Consider the following 16,027-nt stretch of genomic DNA (forward strand, 5'->3'; position numbering starts at 1 on the left):
CCTCCGGTAAAGCGGATACTCCCCTTCAGTTCAGTCGCTAGCGAATAAATATGCACAGAAGGGTTGCCGTGCCTCCAACCAAGCCCTCAGTCCCCTGGCGCCGGCGCACCGGCGTACTCGCCTGTGCGATCGCGGCCCTGGCCGGGATGCTCAGCGTGACCGGCGGCGCGCTTCCCGCCGCGGCCGACTCCCGGGGAGACGACCGGCCGCGAACGGTCGTCACCACGGACATGGAGCAGGACGACTACGCCTCGCTCATCCGCTACCTGCTCTACACCGACGAGCTCGACACCCAGGGCATCGTCTACACCAGCAGCAAATTCCACTGGTCGGGGGACGGCAAGGGCACGGAGTTCTTCCTGCCCGACCGCGAGTACTCCACGCCGCAGACGTCGTGGCGGTGGACCGGCACGCGGACCATCCAGGACCAGGCCCTGAGCGCGTACGCCGAGGTCTATCCCAATCTGCGCAGGCACGACCCGCACTACCCCGCCCCGGACGAGCTGCTGTCCAAGGTCAAGATCGGCAACATCGAGTTCGAGGGCGAGATGGCCGAGGACACCGAGGGGTCGGACCTGATCCGCGACCTGCTGCTCGACCGTGACGCCCGCCCCCTCTACCTCCAGGCGTGGGGCGGCACCAACACCATCGCCCGTGCCCTCAAGTCGATCGAGGAGCGGTTCGCCGGCACGGAGCAGTGGCCCCGCGTCAAGGACCAGGTGTCCAGGAAGGCGGTGATCCTCGCCAGTGGCCTCCAGGACGAGACCTACGCGAAATACATCGCCCCCGTCTGGCCGGACATCCGCGTGCAGAACATGGCGGCCGGTTACGCCACCTGGGGCTACAACTGTTCACGGGGGCAGGGCAACGTCCGAGGTCTCCCGGCCGACCGCGTCTACTTCAGCGGCGCGTGGATCAAGCAGAACATCCAGATCGGGCCGCTGGGCTCGCTCTACCGATCCTGGCTCGACGGTCAGTCGATGCCGGGCGACCCGCTCGACATCTTCGGCGACCCCGAGCGCGCCCCGTCCGGCTGGTGCAAGCCGCTGGAGCCGTACGACTTCCTCTCCGAGGGCGACAACGTCGCCTTCAACCCCCTGCTCGACACCGGCATCCAGGACCCGGACAACCCGCTGCTCGGCAGCTGGGGCGGCCGGGCGACCCGGACCAGCACCACGCCCAACCTGTGGACCATGGTGGACACGGAGAAGGACGGCGCCGGCGACGACGCCAGCGACTACACGACGCTGCGGTGGGCCGGGGCCGCGCAGAACGACTTCGCGGCCCGCATGCGCTGGACCCTGACCCCCAGGTACGGGGACGGAGACCACGCCCCCACCGTGCAGATCCTCGGCGGCGACACGGTCCGGGCACGCCCCGGCTCCACGGTCGCCCTCACCGGCCGCGCCGGTGATCCCGACCGCACCCCCGTGCGGCTCAGCTGGTGGCAGTACCGGGAGGAAGGCACCTATCCCGGCACCGTGACCATCACCGACCGCGGCCACGGCCGAGCCGCCGTCACCGTCCCGTCGGACGCCACACCGGGCCAGACCATCTCGGTCATCCTCCAGGGCACCGACCAGGGTACGTTCCCCCTTACGCGGTACGACCGGGTCATCATCCGGGTCGTCTGACACCACACGACACCACCCGGCGGGCGTGACGGTTCGCCGGGTGGTGTCACGCTTCAGCAGAGGATCAACGTCATGGAATACCGTCAACTAGGCCGGTCAGGCCTGCGGATATCGGTGCTCACGATGGGCACCATGAGCTTCGGCGGCACGGGCAAGTTCGCCTACGTCGGCACCACCGGTGTGGAGGAGGCGCGCCGCCAGATCGACCTGTGCATGGACGCCGGGGTGAACCTCATCGACACGGCCGATGTCTACTCCGCCGGCCTGTCCGAGGAGATCGTCGGCAAGGCGATCGAGGGGCGCCGCGACGAGGTGCTGCTCGCCACCAAGGTGCGCATGTCGATGGGCGACGGCCCCAACGACGCCGGGCTGTCCCGGCACCACGTCATCACCGGCGCCGAGGCGAGCCTGCGCCGTCTCGGCACCGACCACATCGACCTCTACCAGGTGCACGAGTGGGACGGCAGCACCCCGCTGGAGGAGACCCTGGCCGCCCTGGACCACCTGGTGACCTCCGGCAAGGTCCGTTACGTGGGCGTCTCCAACTACGCCGGCTGGCAGCTCATGAAGGCGCTGGGCATCGCCGACAGGCTCGGCCTGCCGCGCTTCGTCAGCCAGCAGATCTACTACTCCCTGCAGGCCCGCGACGCCGAGTACGAGCTGATCCCGGCCGCCGTCGACCAGGGCCTCGGCGTGCTGGTGTGGAGCCCGCTGGCCGGGGGCCTGCTGTCCGGCCGCTACCGCCGGGGCGTGCGACCGGCCGAAGGCCGCCAGCTCACCGACTGGAACGAACCGCCGGTCCGCGACGAGGAGCAGCTCTACGACACGGTGGAGGTGCTGCTCGACATCGCGGCGGGACACGGCGTCTCGGCGGCGCAGGTGGCGCTGGCGTACCTGCTGGGCAGACCGGCGGTCACCTCGCTGGTGATCGGCGCCCGCACCACGGAGCAGTTGGCCGACAACCTGGCCGCGGCCGACCTGAAGCTGTCGGACGAGGAGCGCGCCCGGCTGGACGAGGTCAGCCGCCAGCCGCTGCTCTACCCCTACTGGCACCAGGCGGCGACCGCGTCCGACCGCCTCTCACCGGCCGACCTCACGCTGCTCCAGCCGCACCTGTAGCGGGGGCACTCCTCATCCCTTGGTGGCGCCGGCGGTCAGGCCGGCGACGATCCACCGCTGGAGCAGGGTGTACGCGAGGAGGATCGGCACGACCGCGATGAGGATCCCCGCGGCCAGGCCGGTGGTGTTGTTGGAGAACTGGCCCTGGAAGTTGAGCAGCCCGACGGGAAGGGTCTTGTTCGCGTCGGAGTTCAGCAGGATCAAGGCGAACAGGAACTCGTTCCACGTGGCCACGGCGTCCAGGATCAGCACCGTGACGAGGGCGGGCGCGGACAGCGGCAGCACGACGGTCCAGAAGATCCGCCAGTCGCCCGCCCCGTCCACGCGCGCCGCCTCGATGATCTCGTTCGGGATCTGCCGGAAGAACGACTGCAGGACGAGGACCTCGAACGGGATGCCGAAGGCGAGGTAGGGGCCGATCAGGCCGATGACGCTGTCGGTCGCGCCGGCGGTGCGCATCATGATGAACACCGGGACGATCGCGATGTAGATCGGGATCGTCAGCCCGAGGAAGACCGAGAACATCACGGTCCGGCGGAATTTCATCCGGAGCTTCGCCAGGGCGAATCCGAGCATGGCCGAGATCAGCACGCCGAGCGGCACCTTGAGGATCAGCAGCAGGGCGCTGTTGCCGTACGTGGTGGCGAAGTTCCCGATGTCCCAGGCGTCGGAGAAGTTCTCCCAGGTGAACGCCGACGGCCAGGAGAGCGGGCCGTTGCCGATGAAGTCCGGCAGCGGCCGGATCGCGGTCACGACGAGCAACGCCAGCGGCGAGATCCAGAAGACGGCCACCAGGCCCGTCACGACCGTCAGGACGAGGCCGCCTCTGACGGTGTCCTTGGCGGTGTCCTTAGAGGGGCGCGCCGTCTTCGACGGGGCGGCGGCCGGGGTCGTGGTGATGGGGGTGACCGAGGTCATGTCGCACGCTCCCGGGTCTGCGACCGCACGTAGGGGATGCCCACCGCGATCGCGATGAGGGTGATCACGACGGCGATGGCCGTGCCGTAACCGGCCTGGTAGTACTGGAAGACGTTCGCGTACATCCAGGTCCCCATCACCTGGGTGGCCGTGCCGGGGCCGCCGTACGTCATGGCGTAGATCATGTCGAAGACCTTGAAGGAGTCGATCAGGGACAGCGCCAGCACGATGTAGTGCGCTGAACGCAGGCTCGGCATGGTGACGTGCCAGAACTGCCGCCACCGGCTCGCCCCGTCCACCCGCGCCGCCTCGTACAGCTCCGCGGGGATGCTCTGCAGGGCGGCGATGTAGAGCAACATCGGGAACCCCGTCCGCAGCCACACCGCCGGCACCATCACGGCCCACAGCGCGGTGGAGTCCTGCCCGAGCCACGGCTGGGCCAGGTCACCGAGGCCGATCAGGCTCAGGAAGGAGTTGATGGCGCCGTACTGGGGGTTGTAGAGCCACCCCCAGATCGAGGCGATCGAGACCAGCGGGAGCACGCCCGGCGCGTAGAAGACCAGCCGGAGCACGGGCTTGGCGCGGACCTTCCCGTTCAGCAGCAACGCCAGCGCCAGGCCGAGGGTCACCGGGAAGACGATCGTCACCAACGACCAGATCAGGTTGTTCTTCCCCGCGGTCAGCACCACCGGGTCCTCGAGCATGCGCGCGTAGTTGTCCAGCCCGACGACGTTGTACGCCGGGCTGAGTCCGTCCCAGTCGGTGAAGCTGAACCACAGGGATGACACGGCCGGATAGACGAGGAAGACGACATAGACCGTCAACGCGGGCAGGGCGAACAACCATGGCCGCCATCGCCCGCCCCGACGCCGAGGTGAGAGGGATGTCATGAGCCCGCCCGTGTCAGTTGCCGGCCCAGGCGGCGACGATCTCCTGCATCTTCTCGGCCGCCGCGGCCGGCGTCATCGAGCCCTGGAGAAGATCGCTCTGGATGCTGAAGTACTGGTCCGCCTCCTTCTTGGGGAAGGCCTGGTCCTGGATCGTGTAGAACGGGCTGTCGCCGTATTTCTCCGCCCATTCCGCCGCCAGCGGCGTCGTCGCGGGGTCGGGCTCGGCGCCCTTGACCGTGGACGAGCCGATCTGCATGGCCTTCTGGCTCTCCGGTGTCAGCAGGAAGTCGAGCAGGGCCGCGGCCTTGTCCTTGTTGCCCGAATTGGCGTTGATCATGTAGCCCTCGACGAACCCGGAGTGCCGGGCCGGGGACTGGTCGGTCGGCAGTTGGAAGACCCCGAAGTCCTTGGGGTCCTTGTCGGCCGCCAGGATGGCCGCCGTCTCCGTCCACTGCCCCTCGATGTCGTAGGCGACCTTGCCCTGCACGTACCAGGTGCCGACGTCGGCGGGGTCGAGGCCGAGCGCGCCCTCGGGCAGCCACTTCTTGTCCTGCCACTTCTTGAACAGGGTGAACGCCTCGACGACCTCCGGCCGGTCCCAGCTGTCCTGGCCGAGCAGCAGCCGGTCGTGGAGCTCGGGGCCCGCGGTGTGCTCCAGCAGGTACTCGAACAGGCGCATGATGTGCCAGCCGTACTTGCCGCCCAGCCCGCACGGCGTGATGCCGGCGGCCACGAGCTTGTCGTTCATCTCCTCGAGCTCGGCGTACGTCGTGGGCACGTCGGTGACGCCGGCCTTGGCCAGCAGTTCCTTGTTGTACCAGGCGCCCAGCGCGCGTGCGGTGAACGGGACACCGGCCTTGACGCCGTCGAAGGTCATGCCCTGCACGGCCGCGGTGTTGATGGAGGAGTCCCAGCCGTACTTCTGGTAGTACGGCGCGAGATCCGCCGCCTGCTTCGCCTTCGCGAACGGCGCACCGATCTGCCCGCCCCAAATGCGCCAGACGTCGGGGCCGCTGCCGCCCAGCAGTTCCGTCCGGAGCTTGTCGGGATACTGGGCGGCGCCCGATCCGGGGAGGCTGTCGATCGTGGTGGTCGTGCCGTTCTGCTCGTCGAACTTCTTCACCTGGGCCTTCAGCGACCCGATGGTCGTGTCGTCCTCGTAGGTGAACAGGCGCAGCTTGTTCGACGCGGGCGCGGTCGCGCCCCCACCGCTGATGGACGCCCCGGTGCAGGCGCTGATCCCCAGCCCGGTGACCGCGACGGAGGAAAGGGCGAGGAATCCCCGACGGGTGTACGACCTGCCAGTCATGTCGATCTCCTTTGTCAGCAGGACAGCTGATTCCCCCGAGGAACGTGTGCGTCAGCGGTGCTCGCGTCCGAAGGCCCGGATCTTGGCGAACATGTCCGCCAGGAGGAACCGCACGTCGACCTCCTCGCAAACCCGGATCGGGTGGTTGGAACCGGGCAGGTAGGAGCCGTCCGCGCCGAAGCGGGGAGCGGGTCGCACGCGCAGGTTTCCGCTCTGCGGGAAGAGCATCAGCGCGATGGCCGGCGAGTCGCCCAGCGAGCGCGACTCGATCGGCTCGGGGTGGTGGGCGGCGTTCCACTCGCGCAGCTGCTCGATCAGGTAGCGGCCCAGCGGGCCGGCGTCGCCGATCTCCTCCTCCAGCTCGGCATAGCTCACCGAGACCTTGGTGTAGACGTCCCTGGGCACCTGCCAGACGGTGATGCCGGAGCCGAACACGAGGTTGGCGGCGTGGATGTCGTTGGAGAGGTTGAACTCGACCTGCGGGCCCTCGGCGTAGCCGCGGTATCCCGGGCCGCCGATCCAGATCACGACCACCGGCCGCCGGACGAGCTCGGGGTCGAGGAGGATCGCGGAGGCCATGTCGGTCAGCGGCCCGAGGAAGGCCACATGGAGCGGATCGTCCTGGCTCGCTAGCTTCGACTCCTCCATGATCAGCCGTGCGCCCGGTGAGTCCACCGGGGTGTGCTCGTCCGGCAGTGCCGTCGGCGCGCCGTCGGCGACGGGGACGGAGCCGGTCATCCCGAGCAGGTCGAGCAGGAGGTCGATCTCCTCGCGGGACTCCTCCATGCTCCGCTTCGTCCGCCGGGTGCCGAAGTGGGCCGGGATCAGCCCCCGCAGGTCGAAGGTGGGCGACAGTAATCCGTGGACGATGGCGAACTGGTCGTCGGCCTCGTTCTTGGCATCGGTGTTGATGATCACTCTGCGTCGGCGCATCACAGCCTCCAACTGCATAATTATGCGATGCCGCATAATCCGTGCCCGTAGATTGGCCGATCCGCGCAGTGCTGTCAATAACTTCGCGCGACGTTCGGCGTGAGGAGTGCTTCTCGCGCGCGTACGACGGTGTGAGGGCGGGGCGGCCGAGCGGACATTCGGGCCGCGCGAGGAACGACACCGCCATGGACAATGTGGTGCGACGGGATTCCGCGACGGTGAAGAGGACGGGGCCTGATGACTGTGCACGCGAGCGGCGCCGGCCGGTCCGTCTCCGACGGGCGGGTACGGCTGATCACCAAGGTCGCGCACATGTACTACGAACAAGGCATTCGCCAGGCCGACATCGCGGACGCGCTGCACATCTCGCAGACGAAGGTGTCCCGGCTGCTCAAGCGGGCGAGCGAGATCGGCATCGTGCGGACGGTGGTCATCGCCACCCAAGGGGTGCACCTGGCACTCGAACAGGCGCTGGAGAGCCGATACGGCCTGCAGGAGGCCGTCGTCGTGGACGTCGACGGCGACGAGTCGGAGATCATCGCCGGTATCGGCTCGGCGGGAGCCGCCTATCTCGAATCCACCCTCGCCGGCGGGGAGCGGATCGGCATCTCCCCCTGGAGCCAGACGCTCCTGTCGGTCGTCGACAGGCTGCGCCCCCTCCGCGTGACCGGCGCCGATCGTGTGGTCCAACTCCTCGGCGGCGTCGGGGAGCGCGCCGTGCAGGCCAAGGCCAACCGCCTGCTGAGTCATCTCGCCGAACTGATCGGCGCCGAACCGACCTACGTCCAGGCTCCGGGCCTGGTCGGCACGGCCGACATCCGCCAGAGCCTGATCACCGACGCGGCCATGCAGTCGGTGGCCGAGGAGTGGCGGAACCTCACGATGGCGCTCGTCGGCATCGGCAGCGTGCAGCCGTCGCCGTTACTGCGCGACAGCGGCAACGCCATCGACCCCGCCGACCAGGATCAGCTGATCGCCGCGCACGCGGTCGGCGACGTCTGCCAGCGCTTTTTCGACTCGACCGGCGAGCTGATCCACAGCGACCTGAACAGCCGGGTCGTCGGCATCGACCCCGAGGTCTTCCGGACGATCCCGCGCCGGATCGGCATGGCCGGCGGCGAGCGCAAGCACGCGGCCATCCGCGCGGCGATCACCGGAGGCTGGGTCAACGTCATCATCACCGACGTCACGACGGCCAACGCGCTCCTCAACGAGAATCCGCCCACAGCGCCGTGAAGCCGATGGTGCCGGCCTTGCTCGGTTCCGGGCTGGTCGTCCTCGCGCTGGGTCTCCATCTCGGCCGTTGCGACTCCTTCGGGCTCCTCACGCTCGAAGTGATGGCATTCCTCGCGGGCACGGCCCTTGTCGGAGCGGCCGTCGTCCTGCGGCTCAGGCCCGGCGTGGCGATGTCGGTGCTGATCCTCATCGGGATCGCCGCGATCGCCTTCCTCGTCGCCTCTCTGGCGATCGCCGCCTCCTTCTCCCGCTGTTACGAACTCTGACGTCCACGCGGCTCAGGCGGGCCACATCCGGGTGGCCAGGTTCTGGGCGAGCAGCCACACGGCGGAGCCGGCCGCCACCGTCAGCACCGCCACGCGCACCTTTCCGCCGTCGAGGTAGCGCCGCAGCGGCCCCGACACCGCGAACCCGAGCACCATGGGAACGATCAGCGCCGCCCCGGTGGCCAGCGCGGAGGCGGGCAACTCCCCCACGACGGCGAGGATGACCAGCGACTGCGCGGCGCTGAGGAAGAAGAACATCGCCAGCGTGGCCCTGATCTGGGCGCCCTTGGCGTTCTGGTAGACGAGCGCGATCGGCGGGCCGCCGATGCCGGTGGCGGTGCCGGTGACCCCCGACACGAAGCCGGCCGAGGTGATCGTCAGGCCGTTGCGCGGCACGCTCAGCGCCCTGGCCGTCAGCACCACGGCGACCAGCACCATGACGGCGACGAAGACGCCGCGCGCGTGGACGGAGACGTAGACGATGACGACCGCGCCGATGATGCTCCCCGGCAGCCTGCCCAGGGTGGCGAACCCGACGCCGCACCAGTCCACCCTGCGCCACTCGGTCGCCAGCGTGAACAGCGGGAGCGTCATGTTGACCACCTGGATCGCCCCCGGCATGGCGTCAGGGTCCAGCATCGTCAGCACGGGCGCCGCGACCAGCCCCACCCCGAACCCCACGCTGCCCTGCACCACCGCCCCGACAAAAACCGCCAGACCGCCCACCATCAGCACCAACGCCACATCAGTCATGCAGGGAGTCAATCACCTTTACTTTCCGTTGCCCTCAGACGCACGAGAGTGACGGCGCGCGCCGACCGGCACACACCGTCACCCGAAGAGGCACGTACGGTCGCCCGGCCGCCCTTCCGCGGCCGCAGCCTTACTGTCATGACCAGTAAGGAAACCTTCCACGGACGCCTGCTCATCGGCTCGACGGGATCGGCGGCCGTCGCCACGCTGCCGATGTACATCGGCGCCCTGCGCTCCGTCTTCCAGGGCACGATCACCGTTCTGATGACGCACACCGCGTCGGTCTTCCTGCCGCCGCACACCGTCGGCCTGTTCGCCGACCGCGTCGTCACGGGAGAGCCGGCCGCCACCTGGCCGGCGGCGAACCACGCGACGCTGGCCGCGGAGCACGACATGACGGTGGTGCTGCCGGCGACCGCGCACACGCTGCACGTGACCGCCGCGGGCGGGGCGCCCAACATGCTCGCGACCACGATCCTGGCGGCCACCCATCCCGTCGTGTTCTTCCCGGTGATGACCGGTGACATGTGGAACAAGCCGGCCGTCCAGCGCAACGTGACCCAGCTGCGCTCCGACGGCTACCACGTGGTCGATCCCGCCTGGGGCCCGCGGTACGACGTCACGCTCGGCCGGTTCGTCGAAAGCCCGCAGCCGCCGCCCCCGCCGCTGTTCATCGACATGGTGCGGCAGCTGATGCCTCAGAACGAGGCCGTGAGCCCGCTCTCCCCGGCCCGGTAGGCCCCCGGCGTCGTGCCGGTGACCGAGCGGAACGCGCGGTGCAGTTGCGCCGTGCGGCGAACCCGCACTCCAGGGCCACGACGGCCAGCGGGAGATCCGGCCGGGCACGCAGGAGTCGCTGGGCGCGGGCCACGCGAAGGCGCCGGAGCAACGCGCTCAGCGGTTCGCCGTCGGCGGCCAGCACACGGAAGAGCGAGCGCCGCGACATCCCGCAGCCGGCGGCCACGGCCGCGGCGTCGAGGCCGGGGTCGTGCGCGTGCCGCTGGACGAACCGGTGGACGCGTTCCCTGGCCAGGGCCGTGGCGGAGGGACGCGGCCTGCTCTCCCGCGCGGCGAGGCCGAGGAGCGAATCCAGCAGGCCCACCGCGTGCGGCACCAGAGCGACCGCCGCCACGGGGTCCTCGCGCTGCTGCCGCTCGAGGCCCATGAGGAAGTCGGCGACCAGCCGGCCCGGCCCGTGGGGGCCGAGCGCGAGCGCCGTCACGCCGCCCAGCGACCTGCCGGGCAGCAGGGACCGGGGCACCTGCACGACGACCTGCGAGAACGGGCCGCCGAACTCCAGGGTGTAGGGGCGCGTGCTGTCCAGGAAGGTCATCGATCCCGGCGCGAGCGCGGCGGCGCGCCCGTCCTGCCGGACCGTGGCCTGGCCCGCGGTCTGGATGTTGACCAGCAGGAACTCGTCCTGATCCCGCACGATCATCCGGCCCGTGCGCGTCACCTGCTGGGGGCCCGCGGACAGTGTCGACCATCCGATGCCGTCGAGGACGGTGTGGTCGATCCATCCCTGGAACGGCTCCCGCCCGGTCGGCCGGGCCGCGACGCGCACGAGCGTGTCACAGATGACGTCGGACCAGTAGGCGAAGGCGTCCGGGGCAGCCACGTCCTCGGTGGAGCGGATCGTACGCTGTTGCACTCCTTCATGGTGTCACTCGCCGCCTGGAGCGTTTCCCCGGCCCCGTGAGCCTTCCGCGCCCTTATGCTGCCGGTCGTGGCATTCGCACCCCTCAGCCGTGTTCTCGCGCTAGTCGTCGCGGTCACCCTCTCCTGCGGCCAGATCGCCCACGCCGCTCCCGTCGCCGATCCGTTCCCGGAGAAGGCGGGGAAGCTGGGGGCGGTGTCGTGTCCGGAGACGCCGATCGTCCAGGGCGGGATCCCTCGGCCGCGCCAGTACCTCCAGGCGGTCATGAAATGTCTGGATAAATCATGGAAGGCGTACGTAGCCCGCGCCGGGCGGGACTTCACCAAGCCCGTCGCCCACTACTACGACGAGCCGGCGGAGACCATGTGCGGCCTGCCGTGGCCCGGGCACGTGGAGGCCGCCTACTGCCCCGGGAACGCCACCATCGTCTTCTCCCTCACCGGCCGCTGGATCGACGACCGCACCGACCTCTACCCCATGAAGGTGGCCGCCCACGAGTACGCGCACCACGCGCAGAGCCTGCTCGGCGTCCGCCGCGCCTACGACAAGGCGTACAAGCGCGCCGCGGACGACCGCAAGCGTGAGCTCCAGCGCCGCTACGAGCTCCAGGCCGACTGCCTGTCCGGGGTGTTCCTGGGCAGCGCGTGGCGCTCCCTGACGCGTACGCCCGAGGACTGGGCCGAGCTGCTCGTCGCCACCCGCGCGTCCGGCGACGAGGACGGCCCGCGCACCCACGGTACGGGCGCCTCCCGGGTCGCGTGGCTCCAGCGCGGCTACCGCGCACAGTCGCCGGCCGCCTGCGACACCTGGTCGGCCCCCGCCTCCAAGGTGTCCTGACCGGACCGACCGGGACAGCGCGCGAGCCACCAGTCGACCGCCGCGCGCGCCGGCAAAAGGGAGAGCCGCCCGTCCGGTGGTTCCCGGACGGGCGGCTCTCGCGGAATTCGGGTGGTTCCCCCGATGCGGGCGCGTGAGGATCACGCCCAACCCCCGGCGCCAGGCCAAGGGCTCCCGCCGCCTCCCGCCCGGCTCATGACCGGACGGGAGCGCGGGAAGACCTAGCGGCTCACTTGGCGAGCAGCGAGCGCAGGACGTACTGCATGATGCCGCCGTGGCGGTAGTAGTCGGCCTCGCCCGGCGTGTCGATGCGGACCACCGCGTCGAACTCGACGTCGCCCGCCTTGACGTGGACCGTCTGCGGGATGCCGCCCTTGTTGAGCTCCTCGACACCGGTGATGTCGAACGTCTCCTCGCCGGTCAGGCCCAGCGCCTCGGCCGAGGCGCCCTCGGGGAATTGCAGCGGCAGCACGCCCATGCCGATCAGGTTGGAGCGGTGGATGCGCTCGTAGGACTCGGCGATGACGGCGCGGACGCCGAGCAGCGCCGTGCCCTTGGCCGCCCAGTCGCGCGAGGAGCCGGAGCCGTACTCCTTGCCCGCCAGCACGACCAGCGGCGTGCCGGCCGCGGCGTAGTTGACCGAGGCGTCGTAGATGAACGACACGGGGCCGTCGGGCCGGGTGAAGTCGCGGGTGTAGCCGCCCTCGGTGCCGGGCGCGATCTGGTTGCGCAGCCGGATGTTGGCGAACGTGCCGCGGATCATCACCTCGTGGTTGCCGCGCCGCGAGCCGTAGGAGTTGAAGTCCTTCACCTCGACGCCGTTGGCCTGCAGGTACTGCGCGGCCGGGGTGCCGACCTTGATGGAGCCGGCCGGCGAGATGTGGTCGGTGGTGACCGAGTCGCCCACCTTGACCAGCACGCGCGCCCCGGTGATGTCGGTGACGGGCTCCGGCTTCTCCGGCATGCCGTCGAAGTACGGGGCCTTGCGCACGTAGGTGGACTGCGGGTCCCACTCGAAGGTGTCGCCGGTCGGGATCGGCAGCGAACGCCAGTGGTCGTCGCCCTTGAACACGTCGGCGTAGTCGCGCTCGAACATGTCGCGGCCGATCGAGGAGGTGACCACGTCCGCGATCTCCTCCGGCGAGGGCCAGATGTCGCGCAGGTAGACCGGCGCGCCGTCGGCGCCGAGGCCGAGCGGCTCGTTGTCGAGGTCGATGTCCATCGTCCCGGCCAGCGCGTACGCCACCACCAGCGGCGGCGAGGCCAGGTAGTTCATCTTGACGTCGGGGTTGATGCGGCCCTCGAAGTTGCGGTTGCCGGACAGCACCGCGGTCACCGCGAGGTCGTTGGCCTGGACGGCCTCGGAGATCTCCGGAGGCAGCGGGCCGGAGTTGCCGATGCAGGTGGTGCAGCCGTAGCCGACGAGGTTGAACCCGATCTTGTCGAGGTACGGCTGGAGCCCCGAGCGCTCGAAGTAGCCGGTGACGACCTGCGAGCCGGGGGCGAGCGAGGTCTTGACCCACGGCTTGCGGGTCAGGCCCTTCTCCACGGCGTTGCGGGCCAGCAGCGCCGCGCCCAGCATGACGTACGGGTTGGAGGTGTTGGTGCACGAGGTGATCGCGGCGATCGAGACGATGCCGTGGTCGATCTCGAACGAGGTGCCGTCGGCCAGCGTGACGGGCACCGGCTTGTGCGGCCGCCCGCCGTTGGCGCTGGAGTTGGAGGCCGGCGCGTCGGAGGCCGGGAAGGTCTCCTCGACCGCCTCGTCGACGCCGTCGCTGACGTAGTTCTGCACGTCGTGGCGCCAGGTGGTCTTGGCGGCCGACAGGGCGATGCGGTCCTGCGGGCGCTTGGGGCCGGCGATCGACGGGACGACGGTGCCGAGGTCGAGCTCGATGTATTCGGAGTAGGCCGGCTCGGGCGCGGACGGGTCGAGCCAGAGGCCCTGGGTCTTGGCGTACGCCTCGACGAGGGCGATCTGCTCCTCGGAGCGGCCGGTCAGGCGCAGGTAGTCGACGGTCTGGCCGTCGATCGGGAAGATCGCGCAGGTGGAGCCGAACTCGGGGCTCATGTTGCCGATCGTGGCCCGGTCGGCCACCGGCACGGACGCGACGCCCTCGCCGTAGAACTCCACGAACTTGCCGACCACGCCGTGCTTGCGCAGGATCTCGGTGATGGTCAGCACCAGGTCGGTCGCGGTGGCGCCGGCCGGCAGGCGGCCGTTGAGCTTGAAGCCGACCACGCGCGGGATGAGCATGGAGATCGGCTGGCCGAGCATGGCGGCCTCGGCCTCGATGCCGCCGACGCCCCAGCCGAGCACGCCGATGCCGTTCTCCATCGTGGTGTGGGAGTCGGTGCCGACGCAGGTGTCGGGGTAGGCCTTACCGTCGCGGGTCATGACGACCCGGGCGAGGTGCTCGATGTTGACCTGGTGGACGATGCCGGTGCCGGGCGGGACGACCTTGAACTCGTCGAAGGCGGTCTGGCCCCAGCGCAGGAACTGGTAGCGCTCGTGGTTGCGCTCGTACTCGCGCTCGACGTTGCGCTGGAAGGCGTCCGGGTGACCGAAGTAGTCGACGATGACCGAGTGGTCGATGACCATCTCGGCGGGCGCCAGCGGGTTGATGCGCGCCGGGTCGCCGCCGAGGTCGCGCACGGCCTCGCGCATGGTGGCGAGGTCCACGACGCACGGCACGCCGGTGAAGTCCTGCATGATGACGCGGCCGGGCGTGAACTGGATCTCCACGCTGGGCGCGGCCTGCGGGTCCCATCCGCCGAGCGCGCGGATGTGGTCGGCGGTGATGTTGGCGCCGTCCTCGGTGCGCAGGAGGTTCTCCAGCAGGATCTTCAGGCTGTACGGGAGGCGTCCGGCGCCGTCGACGGCGTCCAACCGGAAGATCTCGTATGACGCGTCGCCGACGCGTAGCGTGTCACGGCTGCCGAAGCTGTTCGCGGACACGGTGTTCGCCTCCTCGATAGACAAGTGTTCAGTCCAAATCCTGCCGCAAGCCCGGAGCGCGAAACACGTTAGGTGAGCCTAAGTCTCAGGCCGCGACAGATGTCTCGATGTCAAGATATCTCTCCGGTATCTCGACATCAAGTTAAACGGGCGCCAGCCGCCAGAAGAGCAGCCCGATGATGGCCACCGACAGGATCGGGGCGAGGATCTTCTGCTCGAACTTCCTGCCGGTCTTGATGCCGATCTTCCACGGCAGCACGAACTTCGCCGACAGCGGCCAGAGCACCGGGCAGCCCTTCTCCGTCATGCAGTCGCCGACGACGTGGGCCAGGCAGCCGATCCCCACGACGAGCCCCAGCCAGGCGTAACCGACGTCGAGGGAGAGGAAGACGGCGTACAGGCCGGCGGTGAGGCCGATGTTGATCATCGCGGACCCGAGCTTGTTGCCGGGGATGCCGACGCCGATGGCCCGCAGGGCCAGGCCGATGAGCAGCACGACCATGATGTCGCGCCCGATCGGGTAGGCGTTGGCCAGCCAGTGCGCCGCGAAGCCCATCGCGACGGCGAAGGCCAGCGAGTGGGTCGCCCCGCGGTGGCCCCCGCTGAGCCAGTTCACGACCTTGCTGAGCGCCCAGGTGACGGGCCCGAACGTCTGCGCGATCGTCGCGCTCGGATGGTCGAGGTCGGGCAGCATCGCCGCGCCCGCGCAGATGATCGCTCCGGCGATCAGCTCGGCGGGATTGAGCGCGGTGGCCATGATCCCGGTCTCGATGAAGCGGGAGGGCGCGTCGTTCAGCAGTGGCAGAGCGGCCAGGGGCGGAGCGAGCCCCAGCCAGGCGATGGCCCCCGTCATCGCATGCGTGTGCCCCATCATGATCGGGACTGTACGGCAAAGAAGACCTTTACGCGTCCCGGCATGCCCAGGCCCTACGGGACCGGGATCAGGGATGTGACCGTCCGGCGAACCGGGCCGCCGGACATCGGAGGTTCAAGCTCCGGGAAACCGGGCGCAAAACGCAGACGAGGCCGTCTCCACGGCGACAGCACCCCCCAGCCCTGCCGACGCGGAACGACCTCGTCCGATGTGTAGAACGCGCGCCGCTTCCGATCCTGTTCCCCAATTCCGCAACTTTTTCGTGATCTGCCTCACTCTGACACCGCCCTTGATGACAGCGTTCTATCGATATATCGTTGACGCATCGAGAACAGATCGCGATATAGGAGGACAGACATGAGTCACCCTCTGGCGGCGGGCCTCCCCTGGCTCGGCGCACACGCCTGCCGGCGCGCGGCCCGCGAGGCGCTGCGCGGCATGGCCGGCGCGTTCGACATCGGCGGCCCCCACGGTGCACATCACGGTGGACATCACAGTGGACATCACAGTGAGCACCACGGCGGGCACCATGGGGGCCACCACGACCGGCGGGAGCGCGGCATGCGGGGGCCGGGTCCGTTCCCGTTCGACTTCGGGCGCGGCCCGTGGGGGCCGCCGGGCGGGCCCTGGGGCGGCGGCCAC

The 16,027-nt window shown here is 69.6% G+C and carries 14 protein-coding genes and 1 pseudogene; 7 read left to right on the forward strand and 8 right to left on the reverse strand.

The window, feature by feature from the left end; all coding sequences use genetic code 11:
* Positions 1-68 precede the first annotated feature (68 nt).
* Together C1J01_RS13240 and C1J01_RS13245 are read left to right on the forward strand one after the other, a co-directional pair.
* Positions 69-1,634: a DUF1593 domain-containing protein gene (locus C1J01_RS13240; protein ID WP_181448732.1), complete on the forward strand. Its 1,566-nt coding sequence runs from the start codon at positions 69-71 to the stop codon at positions 1,632-1,634.
* Positions 1,635-1,706: 72 nt separating this feature from the next.
* The gene (locus C1J01_RS13245) at positions 1,707-2,753 is read left to right on the forward strand and encodes an aldo/keto reductase (protein ID WP_111179249.1); all 1,047 of its coding nucleotides are present in this window, start codon (positions 1,707-1,709) and stop codon (positions 2,751-2,753) included.
* Between the two features lie 12 nt (positions 2,754-2,765).
* On the opposite strand, the gene C1J01_RS13250 is transcribed toward C1J01_RS13245, so the two are convergent.
* From C1J01_RS13250 to C1J01_RS13265, 4 genes are all read right to left on the reverse strand, one after another.
* Positions 2,766-3,671: a carbohydrate ABC transporter permease gene (locus tag C1J01_RS13250; protein ID WP_111179250.1), complete on the reverse strand. Its 906-nt coding sequence runs from the start codon at positions 3,669-3,671 to the stop codon at positions 2,766-2,768.
* Positions 3,668-4,495, reverse strand: a complete 828-nt coding sequence (locus C1J01_RS13255) for a carbohydrate ABC transporter permease (protein WP_220039891.1) — start codon at positions 4,493-4,495, stop codon at positions 3,668-3,670. Before C1J01_RS13255 ends, C1J01_RS13250 begins: the two co-directional genes overlap by 4 nt.
* Before the next feature lie 79 nt (positions 4,496-4,574).
* Positions 4,575-5,870 (reverse strand): ABC transporter substrate-binding protein, encoded by a 1,296-nt coding sequence (locus C1J01_RS13260; protein ID WP_111179252.1) that lies wholly within the window; start codon positions 5,868-5,870, stop codon positions 4,575-4,577.
* Between the two features lie 51 nt (positions 5,871-5,921).
* Positions 5,922-6,803, reverse strand: coding sequence for a nucleoside hydrolase (locus C1J01_RS13265; RefSeq protein WP_220039892.1), 882 nt, complete (start codon positions 6,801-6,803; stop codon positions 5,922-5,924).
* A 237-nt stretch (positions 6,804-7,040) separates the two neighbouring features.
* Here C1J01_RS13265 and C1J01_RS13270 point away from each other — a divergent pair, with 237 nt between their 5' ends.
* Both C1J01_RS13270 and C1J01_RS13275 read left to right on the forward strand, forming a co-directional pair.
* Entirely contained in the window at positions 7,041-8,039 is a 999-nt protein-coding gene (locus C1J01_RS13270; RefSeq protein ID WP_111179254.1) for a sugar-binding transcriptional regulator, read from the forward strand.
* 17 nt (positions 8,040-8,056) lie between these two features.
* Positions 8,057-8,305 carry a hypothetical protein gene (locus C1J01_RS13275; protein ID WP_146615581.1) on the forward strand — a complete coding sequence of 83 codons (249 nt, stop codon included), beginning with the start codon at positions 8,057-8,059 and terminating at the stop codon, positions 8,303-8,305.
* A 12-nt stretch (positions 8,306-8,317) separates the two neighbouring features.
* On the opposite strand, the gene C1J01_RS13280 is transcribed toward C1J01_RS13275, so the two are convergent.
* Complete coding sequence (locus tag C1J01_RS13280; RefSeq protein ID WP_235854414.1) at positions 8,318-9,058, reverse strand: sulfite exporter TauE/SafE family protein; 741 nt, start codon at positions 9,056-9,058, stop codon at positions 8,318-8,320.
* A 138-nt stretch (positions 9,059-9,196) separates the two neighbouring features.
* Between C1J01_RS13280 and C1J01_RS13285 the strand changes: the two genes are divergently transcribed.
* On the forward strand, positions 9,197-9,796 hold the full coding sequence (locus tag C1J01_RS13285) for a flavoprotein (protein ID WP_111179256.1): 600 nt from the start codon (positions 9,197-9,199) through the stop codon (positions 9,794-9,796).
* Here C1J01_RS13285 and C1J01_RS13290 read toward each other — a convergent pair.
* The gene (locus C1J01_RS13290; protein ID WP_220039893.1) at positions 9,729-10,709 is read right to left on the reverse strand and encodes an AraC family transcriptional regulator; all 981 of its coding nucleotides are present in this window, start codon (positions 10,707-10,709) and stop codon (positions 9,729-9,731) included. The two genes, C1J01_RS13285 and C1J01_RS13290, sit on opposite strands and share 68 nt — an antisense overlap.
* A gap of 75 nt (positions 10,710-10,784) precedes the next feature.
* Between C1J01_RS13290 and C1J01_RS13295 the strand changes: the two genes are divergently transcribed.
* A complete protein-coding gene (locus tag C1J01_RS13295) occupies positions 10,785-11,552 on the forward strand; it encodes a neutral zinc metallopeptidase (protein WP_235854415.1) in 768 nt (255 codons plus the stop codon).
* A 229-nt stretch (positions 11,553-11,781) separates the two neighbouring features.
* Here C1J01_RS13295 and acnA read toward each other — a convergent pair whose 3' ends face one another.
* On the reverse strand, positions 11,782-14,511 hold the full coding sequence (gene acnA / locus C1J01_RS13300; protein ID WP_111179258.1) for an aconitate hydratase AcnA: 2,730 nt from the start codon (positions 14,509-14,511) through the stop codon (positions 11,782-11,784).
* Between the two features lie 142 nt (positions 14,512-14,653).
* The gene (locus C1J01_RS13305; protein WP_111179259.1) at positions 14,654-15,385 is read right to left on the reverse strand and encodes a metal-dependent hydrolase; all 732 of its coding nucleotides are present in this window, start codon (positions 15,383-15,385) and stop codon (positions 14,654-14,656) included.
* Between the two features lie 357 nt (positions 15,386-15,742).
* Here C1J01_RS13305 and C1J01_RS49100 point away from each other — a divergent pair.
* A pseudogene (locus tag C1J01_RS49100) lies at positions 15,743-16,027 on the forward strand (hypothetical protein); the annotation flags it as partial.

The organism is Nonomuraea aridisoli (genome assembly GCF_003236395.1).
Taxonomy (GTDB): domain Bacteria; phylum Actinomycetota; class Actinomycetes; order Streptosporangiales; family Streptosporangiaceae; genus Nonomuraea; species Nonomuraea aridisoli.

What these genes read in the sequence shown, in the direction of transcription:
- C1J01_RS13285 (WP_111179256.1), top strand. Translation starts at nt 9,197, where the DNA reads ATGACCAGTAAGGAAACCTTCCACGGACGCCTGCTCATCGGCTCGACG.
- C1J01_RS13260 (WP_111179252.1), bottom strand. Translation starts at nt 5,870, where the DNA reads ATGACTGGCAGGTCGTACACCCGTCGGGGATTCCTCGCCCTTTCCTCC.
- C1J01_RS13280 (WP_235854414.1), bottom strand. Translation starts at nt 9,058, where the DNA reads ATGACTGATGTGGCGTTGGTGCTGATGGTGGGCGGTCTGGCGGTTTTT.
- C1J01_RS13270 (WP_111179254.1), top strand. Translation starts at nt 7,041, where the DNA reads ATGACTGTGCACGCGAGCGGCGCCGGCCGGTCCGTCTCCGACGGGCGG.
- C1J01_RS13265 (WP_220039892.1), bottom strand. Translation starts at nt 6,803, where the DNA reads ATGCGCCGACGCAGAGTGATCATCAACACCGATGCCAAGAACGAGGCC.
- C1J01_RS13245 (WP_111179249.1), top strand. Translation starts at nt 1,707, where the DNA reads ATGGAATACCGTCAACTAGGCCGGTCAGGCCTGCGGATATCGGTGCTC.
- C1J01_RS13305 (WP_111179259.1), bottom strand. Translation starts at nt 15,385, where the DNA reads ATGATGGGGCACACGCATGCGATGACGGGGGCCATCGCCTGGCTGGGG.
- C1J01_RS13250 (WP_111179250.1), bottom strand. Translation starts at nt 3,671, where the DNA reads ATGACCTCGGTCACCCCCATCACCACGACCCCGGCCGCCGCCCCGTCG.